Here is a 17,181-nt window from a genome sequence, read left to right as displayed (position 1 = left end):
TGCCAGAAGGCGGAAGAAAAATGATGAAAGTGGAAAGTATTTATCCCCATTTGGAAAGTAAACTCACCAAATCGGAAAGTATATCCAAATAAATGGAAATAGCTTCAAAAAGGTCATTGAAAAATACCTGAGCCAGGCTGGACGCCTGGCTTTTTATGTAGTTGGGGTCCGCTTGAGATGGGGGTTGGCGAGTAAATAATGAAATTCGGCGAGTAAAAGTCAATAGTTAGCGAGTAAATCCTCAATTTTGACGAGTAAATTCACGAAATCGACGAGTAAATTTTAAAAAAAAGGCAAATTTCAGCCCCAATACAGGACTTTCGCCCAAACGAACAAATGTCCAAGTAAGGTGCCTGACACCTTTACCCACCATTTTCCAAAATGGCCCTGTTTTTTTGATTTATGACACCTTTTTGCCATAAAACAGCCATTTTTATCCAGTTTAAGTCGATTTGTGATATTCTTTTAATATTTTTGTAACATAACTGGTAAGTTTGTCTGTTATAAATAGATTAATAGGAGGGGAGTATATGCAATCCACGATCAAGCGTATTTTACTAGTAGTACTTACAATTGCTACATACGCATCAGGCACCATGGTTACATATGCACAAACAAGCAGTGAAGCACTTCGCAATGCTCAACAGCAGCTCCAGGAAAAACAGCAAATTGTTAATCAGCAGAAACAAGAACAGCAAGCTGTTAATCAAGAAATACAAGGAATTCAGAAAGAACTAGATTCAATATATGCATATATTACAAAGAACCAAGAAGAAATGGCCCAAACTCAGGCCAAAATCGACGAAGTGAACAAGCTGATTGAACAAAAGAAAGAAGAGATTGTTGCGCTTGAGGACAAAATCCTCGGCCGTAGCGAAATCATGAAAAAGCGGGCCGTGGCCATGCAGCAAAGTGACAATTTCAATATCATCATGAACGTATTCTTAGAATCTGAAAGCATTTCCGATCTCATTAAGCGTGCAAGCGCTGTCTCGACATTGATGGATGCTGACAAGGACATTTTAAATGCCCAAAAGGCAGACCTTCAGAAAATTGAAGACGACAAAAAGGAAATCGATAAGCAGGAACAGGTTTTACTGGAGCAGCAAAACGTTCTTGCCGCAAAACAAGCTGAACTTGATCAAAACCTGCAAAAGCGTCAGGAAGTCCTAACGGCCATGCAGGATAAATATAATCAAATTACGCAACAATTGGCTCTAGCCGAGCAGGACAAAGCGAAAATCCAGTCACAAATGGCCGGCATTCAAGCGGCAATTGCCCAGCAGCAGGCACGCCCAGCTTCCGCACCAGCGCAGGATACCTCTAGCGCAGGCATTAGCGGCAAGGAAATGTACGTAACCGCAACCGCTTACAGCCATGAAGATTCAGGCTCGATAACGGCAATAGGTTATAACATCGAGGCCAATCCAAATATGAAATTGATTGCAGTTGATCCGTCTGTTATCCCGCTTGGTTCGCGTGTATGGGTCGAAGGCTACGGCGAAGCGATTGCCGGAGACACTGGCGGCGCCATCAAAGGCCACCGCATCGACATCCTCAAGCCAAACAGTGCAGAAGCAAGAGCATGGGGCAGAAGAACCGTCAAGCTGATTATTTTAAATTAATTTTTGAAAAATAAAGTTCATGTGAAGCGGAGACCCGGTACTGGAGCGTGCCGGGTCTTTTTATATAGGTTCGAATACTTTGGTTGGTCACACAATGAAAAATGACTTCGAATCAAGCAGGAACCATTTAATATATTCAATATCTGTTCTTGCAGGAAATTTGTCCAAGTTTGTCGAAATATACTCAATGTGGAATTTTAACTTTCATAACCATACAGAGAAAAGGATCTTTTTTATATTTAGTATCGCTAGGCGATATGACGCGCGTATAGCGTTACGCGATACGGATAAGCCCCTAGACGATACAGCTAAAGGCTTTGGCGTAATAAAAAAATTATCGGAAATCTTTTTTGGCGATATGCATTTAAACTTGAAGGAGGCTAAAAAGGGCGTTGTGGCGGTTGAGAACCTCAATCAAAAACAAGCATCATCCTTAATAAAGTTCCTCCAGAAAGGAGCTTTGTATCGCTGGGCGATATAGCTTGAAATAAATCGAAAATACTTTCATAATGTAATAGAATAGGAGGTCCGATATGAGACGTGATATACAACCGAATGAGCGAGCTTTCTCTTCCAAAGAAGTGGCAGAAGAAGTGGGGATTGCAACACCCACTGTTCGAAAGTATGGCCAAATCTTAGAGCGAAATGGATATGAATTTTTAAAAGATGGCGATCGGCGTATCTTTGTTCAATCCGACCTCGAAGCACTTATATCGTTACGCGATACAGACAAGCCCCTAGACGATACAGCTAAAGACCTTGTATATCAACAAAAAGAAAGACTAGATCGATTCAATGAAACAGAGATAGCGGTATCCGATACATATGAAAATTTACCCGAAGACCCCAATCAATTAAAAGAGGTATTAAGGTTTTTAGTCAATGAGCTCGCAGCCACACGTGAAATGAATGTCCAACTGACAAACGATATGTCACAGCTTAGAACCGCGGTTTCTCGGTTACAACAAGATCATCACAGCATAAGTTCTAATATTGCAAATTCGGCGCAAAAAACTCAGGTTAAAATAGAAAAATTATCTGAACAACAAATGGCCCATTATGAAACATTACTTCAACAAGAAAAACAAATGAACGAATTCTTACAAGCGGAAATACAAAATATGCGTGACGAACAGAAAGAAGAATGGCATTCACAAAATGATTTTAATAAACGTTTAGAAGAAGCGATACAAAAACCTAAAGGGATATGGGAGACGCTTTTTCTGTTATTCCGAAAATAAGGTGCCTATTTAAGTTTTTTTGTTCCGTATCGCTGGGCGATATAGGTGCAATTAACTTCTTTTTCAATCTGAAATCGGAGCGTTATAGCGATACCCGATACAGACAAGCCCCTAGACGATATTACAATCAATCAAAACGAATATTCCTTTGTTTCAAATAGTCGGATTCATTATTCTTCAAATTTCAACAAATTCCCGGGAAATACCTAAAATTTTGCTAATAATTACGCCAAAAAACGCTCAGAAAAATCTGAGCGTTTTTTATTGCTAATTTACTGTTAAAACATATGTTAATTAGCTTAGCGTCTTTCCCATCAACATCCGAACCCGTTAACCGAAAACCAGCATGTTCGTAACTTAGATCGACATTTTTTCTGCGGAATCAACCGTATGTTTCAACAAAGTCGCAATGGTAATCGGACCGATTCCGCCAGGAACAGGAGTGATGGCACTTGCCGCTTCGTAACATGTGTCATAATCAATATCCCCGACATTGCCTTTGTTATAGCCTGCATCTAATACGACGGAACCCTGCTTTAACCAGCTTCCCTGAATAAATTTTGGCCGTCCAACCGCTGCCACAACAATATCTGCCTGCTTTAGGATTTCAGGTAAATTGGCTGTTTTTGAATGGCATGTCGTAACAGTCGCATTGGCATTAAGAAGTAACGCGGAAACAGGTTTTCCTAAGATGGGACTTCTGCCCACTACGACAGCATGTTTACCCTCAATTGGAATCTGGTAATAGTCTAACATTTTCATAATCGCAGCTGGTGTGCAGGAAGGATATTCTCCAAACCCTAGTGCCGTCTGTCCGAACCCTGCACTTGTGACACCATCAACATCCTTTCGAATATCAATGGCCTCAAAAGCGGCACGTTCATCAATATGTGATGGCACCGGGTGCTGCAAAAGAATACCATGAACCGCTGGATCGTTATTTAACTCTTTAATTTTTTCGATCAGCTCCAATGTCCCTGTTTCAGCGGGTAAATGTACGCGAATAGACTCCATGCCAAGTCTTTTGCAGGCATTTCCCTTCATTCTTACATAGGTCTCTGAAGCGGGATTATCGCCAACTAAAATCGTTGCGAGGCATGGCGTGATGCCTTTATTTTTTAAACCTTCAATTCGTGCTTTCAAGCCTTCCTTAATTTCTGTCGCAACGACATTTCCATCCAAAATGATTTTTTCCATAACAAGCCCTCCTAAAAAAATGTAATAAAAAAGAGATAAGGATATGATCCTTATCTCTGCCCAGACGACCCGACACTATATAAAACACAGCTTCCTTGTGGTCGTTTCCACATTTGTCGTCAGTAACTGTGTCCATTTCATTGTTATAGGTTAAAGATAACATAAAGGCTTTAAATGTCAATGGAATAAATCCTTAATTGATATTGGCCTATGGTTTTAGTAATCTGTTAAAGATATTAAAAATGGGAGAGAACTCATTTGGCAATAGAGAGAAAGAAATATACAAAATGGTCTTTTAAAATCATTGTGATTTTAATGGGTTTACTGTTTATAAAAGTGATGGAAGCAGATGTATTGGAACGAATCATTCATTGGATTTGGAATAAACCATTAGATGCAACGGAGGAATTCATTGATATTATTGTGACGATCTTGATTTTTGTACCCTTTCTCTTTATTGTGATGACTCAACGGATTAAGTTAGAGAGCGCAGAGGAAAAGTACAAAGAGTTGGCCTATTATGACCCCATGACAGGCCTTTCAAATCGGCGATATTTTGATATGGAATTAAGCCATTCACTTATGCGAAAGAGCAATACCGGGGCTGTCTTGTTGCTTGATATTGATGGGTTTAAACAGGTAAATGATACCTATGGACATGACGTTGGCGACCTTTTATTAAAGGAAATAGGAATGCGCCTGATGGAATGTATAGGTAAAGAAAATACGGTCTCACGTTTTGCGGGGGATGAATTTATCATTTACCTTCCAAACACAGATAAATCTTTAGTAATAGAGTATGTGGAAAAGATTATTAATGAAATTAACAAGCCCGTTACGATCGATGAAAATCAAATTATTACATCGACAAGTATTGGTATTGCTCTTTTCCCGGAACACGGAATAGAGGCAATGACGTTAATAAAAAATGCGGATATCGCCATGTATAAAGCTAAATTACGCGGGAAAAACACATTTGTTATATTTGAGCTGCCGCTGAATGGCTCTTAAAAGACGGGAAGGGGCAACCAAGGCGGCTTAGGAGGGAAGAACAGTTCTTATAATGTATAAGGGCTGTTTTTCTTTTTCGAAAAACCAAGTAGCCTTAGCGTATTACGAAACAAAGTCACCAAAAAAGGACAGCAGCATATCGCCGCTGTCCTCCCCAGGCGCACAAATGTCTACGCGCGCTACCTGACACCATTATCCAAGATGCACTAAATCCCTAAGTTCATCCGTAGAAAGCTCCGTTATCCAGTTCTCACTCTGAATAATCTGGTCATTTAAAAATTGCTTCTTCTCCAGCATGGCGTCGATTTTTTCTTCGAGTGTGCCGGTGCAGATTAGTTTGTGCACGTGCACGAAACGAGATTGGCCGATCCGGTAGGCCCGGTCGGTTGCTTGGTTTTCAACGGCAGGGTTCCACCAGCGGTCGTAGTGGATGACGTGGTTCGCCGCCGTCAAGTTCAACCCGGTACCGCCAGCCTTTAACGACAGCAGGAACACTGGGAACTCCCCGTTCTGGAAACGCTCAATCATCGTATCACGCTGCGTCTTCGGAACACTACCGTTCAAAAATGGCACCTCGATGCCAAATTTCTTCTTCAGCGCACTCCGAATCATTTCGCCCATTTCGATATATTGGGTGAAAATCAGACAGCTTTCGCCCTGGTCCAAAACCGAATCGACCAGCTCGACAAGCTTCTCCAACTTGTTCGATCGCTCGAGAAGTTCCCGGCTTGCTGACTTTTCCTTCAAGTAGAGGGCAGGGTGGTTGCACAGTTGCTTCAAGCGGCCCAGCATTTGCAACACTAACCCCTTGCGTTCAAAGCCGGTCAATTTTTCAATTTGCTCAAATGTATCGTGGATAAGCTGCTCATAAAGCGACGCTTGCTCTGCTGTAAGCGGGCAGTATTCCTTTTGCTCCAGCTTGTCAGGCAGGTTCAGCGCAACTTCCTCATCCTTTTTCGTCCGCCGCAGCAGGAACGGCCGGATCAACGACTGCAGCTGCTGGATTTTATCTTTCTTTTCATCCTTTTCAATCGGGATGATGTACCGTTTCTGGAACTGGCCTAAGCTGCCAAGATAGCCATGATTGGTAAAATCAAAGATCGACCACAGTTCGGATAGGCGGTTTTCCATCGGCGTCCCGGTCAGAGCCACATGATGGCGCCCGCGCAATCTTCGAACCGCTTTGGATTGCTTCGTTTGGGCATTCTTAATGTTCTGCGCTTCATCGATGGCAATCGTGCTCCATTGAACGGACTCGAATTCCTCGGAATCCAGATGACTCAGCCCGTAGGAGGTGAGGACCACATCCACATCCTGAGCTTTTTCTGAAAAACTAGTCTCCTTAAGTCGGTTCGAGCCGTAGTGAAGGTACACATTCATCTCCGGAGCAAACCGCTCAATTTCCTTTTGCCAGTTGCCGAGCACCGAGGTAGGGCAGATGATTAAGGCTGCGTTCGTCGGTAACTTGGCAGGGGCAGCATCCTCTTTTTTCTTGCGGCGCGGTTTTGCATCAACGGGTGCAATAGGCAGGGAGGAGGGGGTGGTTTCTGAAACAGAGTCAATGTCGGCATCGGTTTCAGGCTCCGTGGCCTGACTATCCAGCGAATTGTCCCCAACAAGGTCATCAGCCACAACCGGCGCTTCCACAACATCTCCCGGAACCACCTTCACAACGTCCCCAGCCTCATCCTTTACCTTCAACAGATAAGCAATCAACTGAATCGTTTTCCCGAGCCCCATATCATCAGCTAACACAGCACCAAACCCGTACTGCCGCAAAAACCACAGCCAGCTCATCCCAAGCTGCTGATACGGTCTCAATTCTCCGTTCAATCCCTCAGGCACATCCACGAGCGGGATTTCATTTGCCTCCGACAGCTGCTTCACCATCTGCTTCCACTGCCGGTTCAGCTCAATTTGAATCTTCGCGAACACCTTGGGATTCTCTAGTTCCTCTTCGCTGCCCTCACCTGAATTAACTAGCTCCTGCTCAATCAAATCCCGAACCTGCAGGCCTTCTTTTTCGGCACGTTTCATCAAATCCTGAATTTGCCGAATGAACTGCGGGTCGAGCTTTACCCAACGGCCGCGAATATAGACGAGCCTCCGCTTTTCTTCGACAAGCTGATGGAACTCATCCTCGGACAAATCGACACCATTCATTGAAAAACGCCAGTTGAAATCGAGCATCGCATCCAGCCCGACAAACGACGGCCGGTGGCTCGACGTCCCCTTAAGCGACGCCTTTACGCGCAGATTGGCGTTTTTCATCGCTTGCCACCAGGAAGGGAGGAGGATTTCGACATCCAGCGCCAACAGCGTTTCACTCGCGTCCGTCAAAAACATCCACGCTTCTTCCTCGGTGAGCTCCGTTTTCAAAGCCCCGGGGCTGCTCTCGTCATCCGCATCCGTCGAAGCCCCGTCTCCCAGCCATGGAAACAGCCGCACCCAGCGGGCCTGCTCACGGTCAACCTTATCCAAAAACGGGCGCCACTTCGCCGGAATCCGCTTCACATCTTCAACATCAACAATCTCATCGACATTTTTCTTCCCTCGCAAAAACACATCCAGGCTCCAGTCACCTTCGCCGTCTTCCGGCTCATCCAGCCGCAAGCCAATCGTAAACGGGGCCTCGCTTTCCTTGATGCCGACCCACTCGAGCCAGCTTTCCTCATCAAAGTAACGCGCCAACTCCAAGCCTGACAAATTCTGTTTCTTCAATAAATCAAGCTTCGGCTCAAACAACTCCTTCGCCGCATTATTCCTAGTCAAAAAAGAATCCAGCGCACTGTTATACAAATCCGAAATATAGCTGAGAGCGGTGGGTGAGGCATGGGGACGGTTCTCATGCCTCACTTCATCTGCCTCTGATGATGCGCGAGAATCGTCCCCGTGCACCACTTCATCCGTCTGCGATGATGCAGAAGAACCGTCCCCATGCACCATTTGCTCCCAAAACTCGGGATGGAATTCATCCATCACGCGTTCGGGCAGTTTCCAGCGGAATTCGCCGTCCGGGCCCCATACGGAAAAGTCCGGGTGCCAGTCTTTTTCGACAATGCCCTCGTACATGGAGTTGGCGGCCGCCAAGCAAATTTCGGACTCTTCGTTCCAGTCCCATTCGATAAAGCGGTTGAACGATTCCTTGGCAAAAAGCGACACAAGCTGCCAGCCGTTCACAACCACGCCTTCGACATCATCCACGATCATCTCATCCAGGACTGTCCCGAAAAAACTCTCCTCGTGACTGCTGAAGACAAGATTCTTCCACTTGAAAGGACTCATAAACCTGCCGTGCTCATCCTGGGCCGTCAGCAGAAACCGGTCATCACCTAATTTAGTTGTCAGCAATTTCAAAAACCTGGTTTTAAGCATGGAAAACGTGCTCCTTTATATGAGGGCCGCTTAAAGTTAGACCCTCGAATACCTTTTTCAAAAAAGGTAATTTAAAAATAAATGTATGTAGTAAATCTATAATTGCCCTTAAAAAGTCTTCTAAGATACATATTTTCAGCTGAAAAGTCACCCGACTGCAATAAAATGACACTATATTAATGAGCGTGCATTTTCTATCGGCGAATTCTAAAGTCCTATCGGCGATTTATAGCATTCTATCGGCGGATTTCCGGCTCCAATCGGCGAATTCAGCCATTCTATCGGCGAATCAAAAAATGCGAGGTCCCCCAATCAAAAAAACCAACCCCATAAGTGTCAGGCACCGCTCCCAACAAACCAATCCAGAGCCCTAAAACCCCAAACTGTCCACTCCACACGAACAAATGTCCACGAGCGGTGCCTGACACCATGATCACCAACAAACACTATACCTATATCAACTTACTCCGCTGACACTCCTCATGAAAAGCCCGCAAACGTTTCGTTCGTTCCAATAAACCTTCGATAAAGTACTCCCAGTCATCAACGCGCTTTAGCTTCTTATACAGTGTCCGCAGCTTCTTCAAGTGCCGTACCGCCGCCCGGTAGCTCCCACGGTTTTTCTGGTCAATTTCCTTCTGCGCCGTCTGATGCAGCATCCCCAGCAGTACCTCGGGCCGCTCCTTCTCAACCACCTTTACCTTATCCTTCGGTAGATCATAAAAATCCAGCCCGACAAACGCCTGAAGCTCGCCCCAGCGGTCATAATCACCGCGTTCGAACAACAAATACTCATAATCCGCAAAGCTGTAGGGGAGTGATACCAATAAAGCCCGCTCATACAAATCTAATCGGCCATTCTCCGAACAATACGGTGCAATTGCCCGCATCACACTTCGCACAAACGCTGAACAGCTTTGATATGACACAAGCCCATCCAAATACTCCTTCAGCCTGCTCAAAAATAGCTCAATTACTGGCTCCACGCGGCGCCACAATTTCGGACCCGTAAAATATTCAATCCAGGACACCATATACGGCACAAACCGGACATCCGTTACACCGCCGGCCAGCTTCAACGCCAAATCATCATTTCCGAGCAAGAAATACAGATGAATCATCGTCACCTGAAAAGGGAGCGGGTTCTCTGACTCCTCAAGCGCCTTCAACCTAGAACCAATCCGGAGCGCTTCCTCCTGCCGCCACTCCTTCTTCCGGAACAGCTCAGTCCACAACTGGCGGTGCATATATACCCGTTCAATTTCATACCCCGCAACACTCGTCAGGACCTCAAACGACTCATCCCGCAGCCGCTCAATAAACTCATCAAACGCAAATGGCATCGTCTGCACGACTAACCGTTCCACCAAATCCGCCGAATCCTCCAGCAAATTTTCAAAACAATGCCCAAAAGCCTTCCGTACGACATGTTCCTCAAAACCAAGCTCTTCGCTCCACACCAGCAGCTTCCGAAACGATACGATCGACGCGACCAGCTCATACAGCAGGCGCCATTCCTTCTCCACCGGCGCACTCGCCCCGACCCGCTTCATATGAATCCCGAACAGCTCTGAGACCACATACGGGTTCGTATGTTTTTTAGAGGCAACCAACGCATCAAAACTCGACTCAAACGACTGCACCCAGCGGTCATAGTCCGGCTTCATAAGCCCGGCCGCCTTCACCAAATCCTTCGCAGCCTGCAGACCCCAGCTCGCCACTGACTTCGTCTCCCGCACCGGCTCACGCCACTCCGCCAACCAATCCGAAACACTCGCTTCCTTTGCGTACGCTGCAAAAAACACGGCCAACTGATGCCGGCAAAGCTCTTCACCAGGGCACGAGCAATCACTCATCCCCAAAAACTCCGGGTCCAGCCGCACCTTCGCCGGCGATACGTCCTGCACCACCGCCGTATACTCCCCGTTCTCAAAGCGAAGCTGCGTCACCAGACCCTGCCGGTACAGCATCATCCCCTTCTGAACCAGCCGAGCATCATCCGCTGCATTCGCATTCAGCATATCCTTCAACTCATCCGCAAGACCCTGTAACACCTCGTTCACAGGCATCGCTCCCTTTACCCAAAAAATCCATATTCCTCTATTATACCCAAAAATCCGCAACACGAGGAGCAAATGCTCAAGCCTCTAGGAAAAACGGTATCATTTCACCAAAAAGGTGTCAGGCACCGCTAAAGGACAATCCGGGCTCACAGCCCAAATTCCGCTGTCATTGTCCGATGACTGACAAATTCTTTACACCTTAGGTAGTACTGCCTAAGTAGTAGAAAGTTGTATGTCAAAATTCCCAAAATTTGTGAATTAAGAAGGAGATTTCCACTTCTGCGCTGAAATTATATAAATATACTTCTTTTGGGAGGAAGACCGAATGAGAACTACCCACCAATACAGATCTCCTTATGCCGCGATGTTGTGGTCAACGGTGCTGCCGGGGTTCGGACAATTTTACAACCGCGATTATATAATGGGATTTACGTTGCTGATATTGGAATTCGTCATCAATGTGAAATCAAAATTAAATCTTGCCATAATCTTCTCATTTGATGGGACCCTGCCGGAGGCCAAACCACCGATCGATTACAGCTGGGGATTGTTTTATCCGTCACTTTACGGCTTCGCCATTTGGCACGCCTACAATACGGCTAAGACGAACAATCAGAAACTGGAAGGAAATGTGGAGAACAGGACCTATCTGTCAGGCTTTTTTCTCGGAATCGTCCTCGGGATGGATTTCGGCCTGTTCTGGCATGATGGCCCCATATTGAAAAATTTGCCGCTTTTCGACGCTCCCGTGTTCAACGGAATCTTCTTCGGCCTGGTGATGGGATTAATCGGGCAGCTTATGGAAAACAATGTTTATCGAAAAAACAAAAGGAAGAAGATGAGAGCAACTTAATATGGAATATTACCAGAGCCAGGCTGCCCGCCTGGCTTTTTAGCCTTTTTGGACAGGCAGGAAAAATAGGTAGGCGAGTAAAATACAAATTTCGGCGAGTAAATCCTGAAATAGGCGAGTAAATTCGAAAAATAGACCAGTAAACCCGACAAAGTGACGAGTAAGTCCCAAAATAGGTAATTAAATAGGGGGACACGCACCAAAATCCCTTACCAAATCTCTAAAGATAGTGGGGGAGACCAATTAAAATTTCCTTTTTTCTGGATATACTTACCTGTTTTATAAAAATACTTTCCAAAATAGACGATTTACTTCCCACTTCCAACAAAATATTTTCCAAATTCAATAGTTTACTTTCCAAAAACCCCAACTTACTTTCCAAACACAAAAAAACCAGCCCCATAACGAACAGGTCTGGCTGGAAAAACTAGTTTTAATAGAGCCTCTTAAACGCAGCAAAGTGCGACGCATAATATGTGCTTTTTACATTAGAAATCGTCACACCGGTGCCGTCGTTGGCGTGGATGAACTGGTCGTTGCCTAGGTAGATCCCGATATGGGAGATACCTTGTTTATAGGTGTTTTGGAAAAAGACCAGATCCCCAACCTTAGGTTGGTCGACATAATACGAGCGGTCGTAGTAGCCGGCAGCAGAAGTGCGGCCGATTTTGTAGCCGGCTTGGTTGGCCACGTAATAGATGAAGCCACTGCAGTCGAAGCCGGCCGTCGTGCTGCCGCCCCAGGCATACGGGACGCCCATTAAGCTTTTGCCCACAGAAATCATCTGCGCGCCCAAATCACCAGCTGGTGCGGATACCGACGTCTGCCCTGGCACCTTTAGCGTCTGGCCGGCATAAATCATATCATAGGTTAAACTGTTCATGGCCTTCAATTCCTGAACAGTGATGTTAAATTTAGCAGCAATCGCACCGAGTGTATCACCGCTTTTGATCACATAATCGGATACGTCCGATGCCGCTGGAGGCGGAGTCACCGGCGCTGGTGCCGCGGGAACGGCTGGAGCAGATGGCTGTGCCGCATCACTCTGCCCAGGGACCTTCAGCGTTTGTCCGGCATAAATCATATCAGAACTTAACCCGTTCAAAGACTTCAATTGCGACACGGTAGTCCCGAATTTTAGCGCAATTTTGCTCAGGCTGTCGCCTGGGACAATCGTATAATCCTGCGTTGCAGCCGAACTAGGGGCTGGAGCGGGAGTCGCAGGAGCCGGCGGCGGTACAACTACCACTGGCGCGGGAGCTGGCGCCACCTCAGCCGACACCTTTAATACCTGTCCCGGAAAAATCAACGTGCCGCTAAGGCTGTTCCACTGTTGAAGCTCGCCGACTGTCACGCTGAAGCGGTTGGCAATCTTAATCAGGGCGTCACCCTTCACAACTGTATAAGTAGCCGCTGGCTGCGCAGATGGAGAAGGGGCAGGAGCAGGAGCTGCACTAGCCCCAGGACCAGGAATCTGCAACGATTGTCCAGCATAAATCAAGTCCGAACTTAACCCGTTTAGCGATTTAATATCATTTACTGTCGTTTTATATGTATTGGCGATTTTTGATAAAGTGTCGCCTTTTTGAACCTTATATGTATCCGCATGGGCCGCACCCGCATAGGCAATGGAAAGAAGGGCGGTTGTCGACAGAGCCCGAACGACGGTTTTACTCACGAAACAGTCACCTCTTTTTCTTCTATTTTTCTATGTATTTTACCATAGATTGCTAATTTTTTGTTCGAAAGTCGAAAAATTTGTGAGAATTTAACAAAAGAGGGTACTCACTACAGAAAATTCTACAAAATTCACAAATTTGCTACAAAATTCAACTGGAAATCTATTTACATTCCGCTACTTTTCTATTATTATGAAAAACAATGAGATGATGGAGGGACAGGTCGGAGTGGAGAAGAATGTAGAGAACATCAGCATGAAGGCTGACTTTTCAGAGATTGTCAAAAAAACATACGACAAGGCCATGCAAGAAAAAGAAATTTCCCTGAATCAATTAATCGAGGATTTAAAAGAAGACCTTAGACATTTGGTAGCACTTTAATAATAAATGGAAGACTGCTGGACTAAAGCCTGGCAGTTTTTTTGTGTCCATTTTCGGAGGACCATCCATGTCCCTCGCCGCCTTTTTGAGGCAGAAGAACCGTCCCCGTGCATCAAAAAAGGCGAACCTCTCAGTCCGCCTTCAACAATCACTTAATAAATATGATGCAAAAGAACCGTCCCCATGCATCACTTACTGATCAAATAGGCAGCTAATGCTTCGCTCCATAGTTGTACGCCTTTGTCGCTTGGTCCGCTCTGGTTGGGTGTTAAGTACTCTTTAATCGCTTCAGTATTTGGGTCTGGCCAGGAGGTCCAGTGGTCCAGATAGGCGATTCCGTTCTTCTTTGCGTAGTCCTTCAGTTGCGCCACTTGTACAGGGTAATTCTTTGCCTTATATAGCGGAATGGACGGCTGCAGGATAAAGGCGACTCCAGGTTTCTCCGTCTTCACAGACTCCATTACAGTCGTTAAATCCGCCAATGACTTATCCATCCCCACAGCACCGTTATTCTGCAAAATAAACGGTTCATAAATAATCAAATCTGCCCCGGCTCCAGCAACGTCTTTCTCTTTATTCTCCTTCAAAAATTGGCTCGAGTTTGAGCCGTATGTAATTAAATCAACCTCGATATGTTTCGCTTCAAATGCATCGACAAGTGACTTCTTCACAAGCGGAAAAGTCCCGTCACCTTCTGAGCCGATAGCCCCAGACCCAACAAACAAGATCTTAAACTTTGACCCATCTGCCAGCGTCTTCTTGAACCGCTCCACAGCGCCAGCAGGCCAATTTTTCGTTAACGAAACCAAATCCTCCTGCCCGTTAGCTGCAACCGAACCGACACCACCAGCAGCTGCCCCGCGAGTCTTCTTATATTCCTTCTGAAGCGTCGCGTAGTAATCCGTCTTCATATTCGCAGATGTGTCCGCAATTTGCTGTTTCCAGTGGGACTGTCCTAAATATAAAACGATAATAAAAATAATCCCTAATAATGCCACAATGACTTTCTGCATCTTTATATATAACCCCCAATCCACGTTGCACTCCTATTATAACAGAAAACTACCAAATTTCTCCTTAATTCTTCAAAAAACCCCAAGACCTTCAACCTAATGAAATGAAATTCCTACCAAATTCCTAAATCCCCTTCAAAAATCTTACAAAAGGGTGTTTAATAGAGTATGTAACATTTATTTTACAAATTTCGCATAAACATGACAAAATATGCTATAATATTCTATTGTATTCAGTTATTCAGGAGGACGAAATGGAAGAGACTATTAGTTTAAAAGAATTGCTTGAAACGCTAAAAAAGCGTCTAGCATTAATTGTATCCATCACCCTCATTGCTGCGATCATCAGCGGTGTGGTCAGTTTCTTTTTCTTAACCCCGATTTACCAAGCTTCAACGCAAATCCTTGTTAACCAAACGAAAAATGACCAAACGATGTACAGTCCGAGCGAAGTACAGACAAACCTGCAATTAATTAATACCTACAATGTTATCATCAAAAGCCCTGCTATCTTAGATATCGTTGCGGACGATCTCAAATTAGGCTTGAACGCGACCCAATTAAATCAAAAAATCACTGTAGGCAGTGAAAAGGATTCCCAGGTTGTCACCGTATCCGTACAAGACTCAAACCCGGACACAGCAGCGTTGATTGCCAACAAAACCGCTGAAGTGTTCCAATCGGAAATCGTCAAGATCATGAATGTCGACAACGTCAGCATTCTGGCAAAGGCACAAACCGGGGAAAATCCTTCACCGGTAAAACCAAGACCATTATTAAATGTCGCTATCGCCTTAGTAGTTGGCTTAATGGCGGGTGTCGGACTAGCCTTCCTACTAGAGTATTTCGATAACACCATCAAAAACGAACAAGATGTCGAAAAAGAACTCGGTCTGCCAATCCTGGGAATCATTGCCCAAATTGATGACCAGCAAATCGAAGAGTTAAAACAGCGCAGAGCCGCGAAAAAAACAGCAGTGAGAGGTGAGACTTATGGCTCTTAGACGAAAAAAGAAACAGCTAACGAAGGACCCAAGCCGTAAGTTAATTACATCGATTGCGCCAAAATCGCCGATTTCTGAGCAATATCGGACAGTCCGTACCAATATTCAATTTTCATCGGTCGATAAAGAAATCCGAGTGATCATGGTGACCTCTTCCGGTCCGGCCGAAGGAAAGTCGACAACAGCAGCCAATCTGGCAGTGACCTTCGCCCAGCTTGGGAAAAAAGTCCTCTTAGTGGATGCTGACCTGCGCAAACCAACCGTTCACCATACGTTTGGTGTCACTAATTTATTTGGTTTTACAACGGTCTTAACAAAGCAAAGAACACTTGAAAACACGATCAACGAGACGGAAGAGCCGGATCTTTATGTGTTAACAAGCGGACCGATTCCGCCAAACCCTGCAGAACTCTTAAGCTCCAAATCGATGGAGCAGTTTATCGAAGAGGCCAAAAGCGTATTCGATTATGTGATCTTCGACACACCGCCATTACTAGCGGTAGCAGACCCGCAAATTCTGGCGAATCAATGCGACGGCACTATTTTGGTGGTCTATAGTGAAAAAACCGAAATCGACCTGGCCAAGAAGGCGAAAGAATTGCTTGAGACTGCCCAAAGCAAGCTGTTAGGTGTGGTATTAAATCACAAAGAAGTTCAAAAGAGTGACTATTACTATTATTATGGGGCATATGGCACGAAAAATTAACATCATTCGACAAAATTCGTCATACTTTATCCTTATATATATGGTAATATAGTGGAAAGTGTTACAAATGACGAAATTCTCAGAAAAGAGTGTTAACAATGATTGACCTACATTGTCACATTTTGCCCGGAATCGATGATGGGGCAAGGGATTTGTCAGAAAGTATCGAGATGGCAAGAAAGGCAGCTAGCCAAGGGATTCGAACGATCGTGGCAACGCCCCATCATTTAAATAACCAATATGAAAACCCAAAACAAATCATTTTGGAAAAAACAGCGGAACTAAACCGCCAATTACAACAAGAAAATATAGATGTAAAGATTGTCCCAGGGCAGGAAGTCCGCATTCACGGCGAGCTTCTAAAGGGCTATGCGAAGGACGAAATCCAGCCGATTCACAACTCGAATTATGTTTTGGTGGAATTCCCCTCCAATCATGTCCCGAGGTATGCCAATCAGTTGTTTTATGATATGCAGCTAGAGGGATTAATTCCAATTATCGTCCACCCGGAACGGAACCAGCAAATCAACGAACAGCCCGACATCCTATATCGAATGGTGGAGAAAGGGGCATTAACCCAAGTAACCGCCGCGAGCATCAGCGGTGATTTCGGAAAAAAGATCAAACGTTTCACGCTACAATTAGTCGAAGCGAACTTAACGCATTTTATCGCTTCCGATGCCCATAATGTGAAGAGCCGCACATTCAAGCTCCGCGAGGCCTTCGATATCATTCAAAAAAACTACGGTAATGAAATGGTTTATCTTCTTCAAGAAAATGCAGCCAATGTCTTGAACGGGTATCATGTGTACAAGGAAGTACCTGAGAAGATTAAGAAGAAAAAGCTTTTTGGTATCTTTTAACGGACTAAGCCGATAGGAAGACCAAAAACTGAACATTCATTTCAGGGCGCGACGCTCTGAACGGCGAGGCTTCCCTGTCCGTTATCAATGGGGGCACTCGGTCATGCTGTGGGACCGCTCTTCGGCAAAGAGCGGGACCTTAGACGCAGGTCGTCAGGAGCATGATGTGA

Annotated in this window: 14 protein-coding genes, 1 pseudogene and 1 riboswitch; of the genes and pseudogenes, 9 read left to right on the top strand and 6 right to left on the bottom strand. The window is 45.2% G+C overall.

Annotated features, from left to right (window positions below; translation table 11 throughout):
* The first annotated feature begins 530 nt into the window (after window positions 1-530).
* The 3 genes from V5M37_RS27625 to V5M37_RS27615 all read left to right on the top strand — a co-directional run bounded on the left by V5M37_RS27625 (window position 531) and on the right by V5M37_RS27615 (window position 2,866).
* Complete coding sequence (locus V5M37_RS27625; protein WP_423800071.1) at window positions 531-1,625, top strand: PcsB-like coiled-coil domain-containing protein; 1,095 nt, start codon at window positions 531-533, stop codon at window positions 1,623-1,625.
* 94 nt (window positions 1,626-1,719) lie between these two features.
* The gene (locus tag V5M37_RS27620) at window positions 1,720-2,106 is read left to right on the top strand and encodes a hypothetical protein (RefSeq protein ID WP_423800070.1); all 387 of its coding nucleotides are present in this window, start codon (window positions 1,720-1,722) and stop codon (window positions 2,104-2,106) included.
* Between the two features lie 52 nt (window positions 2,107-2,158).
* Window positions 2,159-2,866, top strand: coding sequence for a hypothetical protein (locus V5M37_RS27615; protein ID WP_423800069.1), 708 nt, complete (start codon window positions 2,159-2,161; stop codon window positions 2,864-2,866).
* 357 nt (window positions 2,867-3,223) lie between these two features.
* Here the strand turns inward: V5M37_RS27615 and V5M37_RS27610 are convergent, their stop codons facing one another.
* Complete coding sequence (locus V5M37_RS27610; protein ID WP_423800068.1) at window positions 3,224-4,063, bottom strand: bifunctional 5,10-methylenetetrahydrofolate dehydrogenase/5,10-methenyltetrahydrofolate cyclohydrolase; 840 nt, start codon at window positions 4,061-4,063, stop codon at window positions 3,224-3,226.
* Between the two features lie 51 nt (window positions 4,064-4,114).
* Window positions 4,115-4,200: riboswitch (ZMP/ZTP riboswitch) on the bottom strand.
* Window positions 4,201-4,321: 121 nt separating this feature from the next.
* Here V5M37_RS27610 and V5M37_RS27605 point away from each other — a divergent pair.
* On the top strand, window positions 4,322-5,074 hold the full coding sequence (locus V5M37_RS27605) for a diguanylate cyclase domain-containing protein (RefSeq protein ID WP_423800067.1): 753 nt from the start codon (window positions 4,322-4,324) through the stop codon (window positions 5,072-5,074).
* Window positions 5,075-5,266: 192 nt separating this feature from the next.
* Here the strand turns inward: V5M37_RS27605 and V5M37_RS27600 are convergent, their stop codons facing one another.
* The 3 genes and pseudogenes from V5M37_RS27600 to V5M37_RS27590 all read right to left on the bottom strand — a co-directional run.
* Entirely contained in the window at window positions 5,267-8,449 is a 3,183-nt protein-coding gene (locus V5M37_RS27600; RefSeq protein WP_423800066.1) for a DEAD/DEAH box helicase, read from the bottom strand.
* A gap of 452 nt (window positions 8,450-8,901) precedes the next feature.
* Window positions 8,902-10,170 (bottom strand): SWIM zinc finger family protein, encoded by a 1,269-nt coding sequence (locus tag V5M37_RS27595; protein ID WP_423802701.1) that lies wholly within the window; start codon window positions 10,168-10,170, stop codon window positions 8,902-8,904.
* Between the two features lie 75 nt (window positions 10,171-10,245).
* A pseudogene (locus V5M37_RS27590) lies at window positions 10,246-10,305 on the bottom strand (SWIM zinc finger family protein); the annotation flags it as partial.
* Between the two features lie 532 nt (window positions 10,306-10,837).
* On the opposite strand from V5M37_RS27590, the gene V5M37_RS27585 reads away from it, so the two are divergent.
* Window positions 10,838-11,365 (top strand): hypothetical protein, encoded by a 528-nt coding sequence (locus tag V5M37_RS27585; RefSeq protein ID WP_423800065.1) that lies wholly within the window; start codon window positions 10,838-10,840, stop codon window positions 11,363-11,365.
* A gap of 433 nt (window positions 11,366-11,798) precedes the next feature.
* Here the strand turns inward: V5M37_RS27585 and V5M37_RS27580 are convergent, their stop codons facing one another.
* Window positions 11,799-13,043 (bottom strand): LysM peptidoglycan-binding domain-containing protein, encoded by a 1,245-nt coding sequence (locus V5M37_RS27580; RefSeq protein ID WP_423800064.1) that lies wholly within the window; start codon window positions 13,041-13,043, stop codon window positions 11,799-11,801.
* Window positions 13,044-13,272: 229 nt separating this feature from the next.
* Between V5M37_RS27580 and V5M37_RS27575 the strand changes: the two genes are divergently transcribed.
* Window positions 13,273-13,425, top strand: coding sequence for a hypothetical protein (locus V5M37_RS27575; RefSeq protein ID WP_213117205.1), 153 nt, complete (start codon window positions 13,273-13,275; stop codon window positions 13,423-13,425).
* Window positions 13,426-13,613: 188 nt separating this feature from the next.
* On the opposite strand, the gene V5M37_RS27570 is transcribed toward V5M37_RS27575, so the two are convergent.
* Complete coding sequence (locus V5M37_RS27570; protein ID WP_423800063.1) at window positions 13,614-14,438, bottom strand: SGNH/GDSL hydrolase family protein; 825 nt, start codon at window positions 14,436-14,438, stop codon at window positions 13,614-13,616.
* Window positions 14,439-14,692: 254 nt separating this feature from the next.
* Between V5M37_RS27570 and V5M37_RS27565 the strand changes: the two genes are divergently transcribed.
* The 3 genes from V5M37_RS27565 to V5M37_RS27555 all read left to right on the top strand — a co-directional run bounded on the left by V5M37_RS27565 (window position 14,693) and on the right by V5M37_RS27555 (window position 17,011).
* A complete protein-coding gene (locus V5M37_RS27565) occupies window positions 14,693-15,442 on the top strand; it encodes a YveK family protein (RefSeq protein WP_423800062.1) in 750 nt (249 codons plus the stop codon).
* Window positions 15,432-16,148 carry a CpsD/CapB family tyrosine-protein kinase gene (locus V5M37_RS27560; RefSeq protein WP_423800061.1) on the top strand — a complete coding sequence of 239 codons (717 nt, stop codon included), beginning with the start codon at window positions 15,432-15,434 and terminating at the stop codon, window positions 16,146-16,148. Before V5M37_RS27565 ends, V5M37_RS27560 begins: the two co-directional genes overlap by 11 nt.
* Window positions 16,149-16,246: 98 nt before the next feature.
* The gene (locus V5M37_RS27555; RefSeq protein WP_423800060.1) at window positions 16,247-17,011 is read left to right on the top strand and encodes a tyrosine-protein phosphatase; all 765 of its coding nucleotides are present in this window, start codon (window positions 16,247-16,249) and stop codon (window positions 17,009-17,011) included.
* Window positions 17,012-17,181 lie beyond the last annotated feature (170 nt).

The organism is Neobacillus sp. SAB-20_R2A (assembly GCF_049568635.1).
Taxonomy (GTDB): domain Bacteria; phylum Bacillota; class Bacilli; order Bacillales; family Cytobacillaceae; genus Neobacillus; species Neobacillus citreus.
The sequence above is the reverse complement of the archived record's forward strand: the minus strand, read 5'-3'. Positions and strand labels throughout refer to the sequence as shown.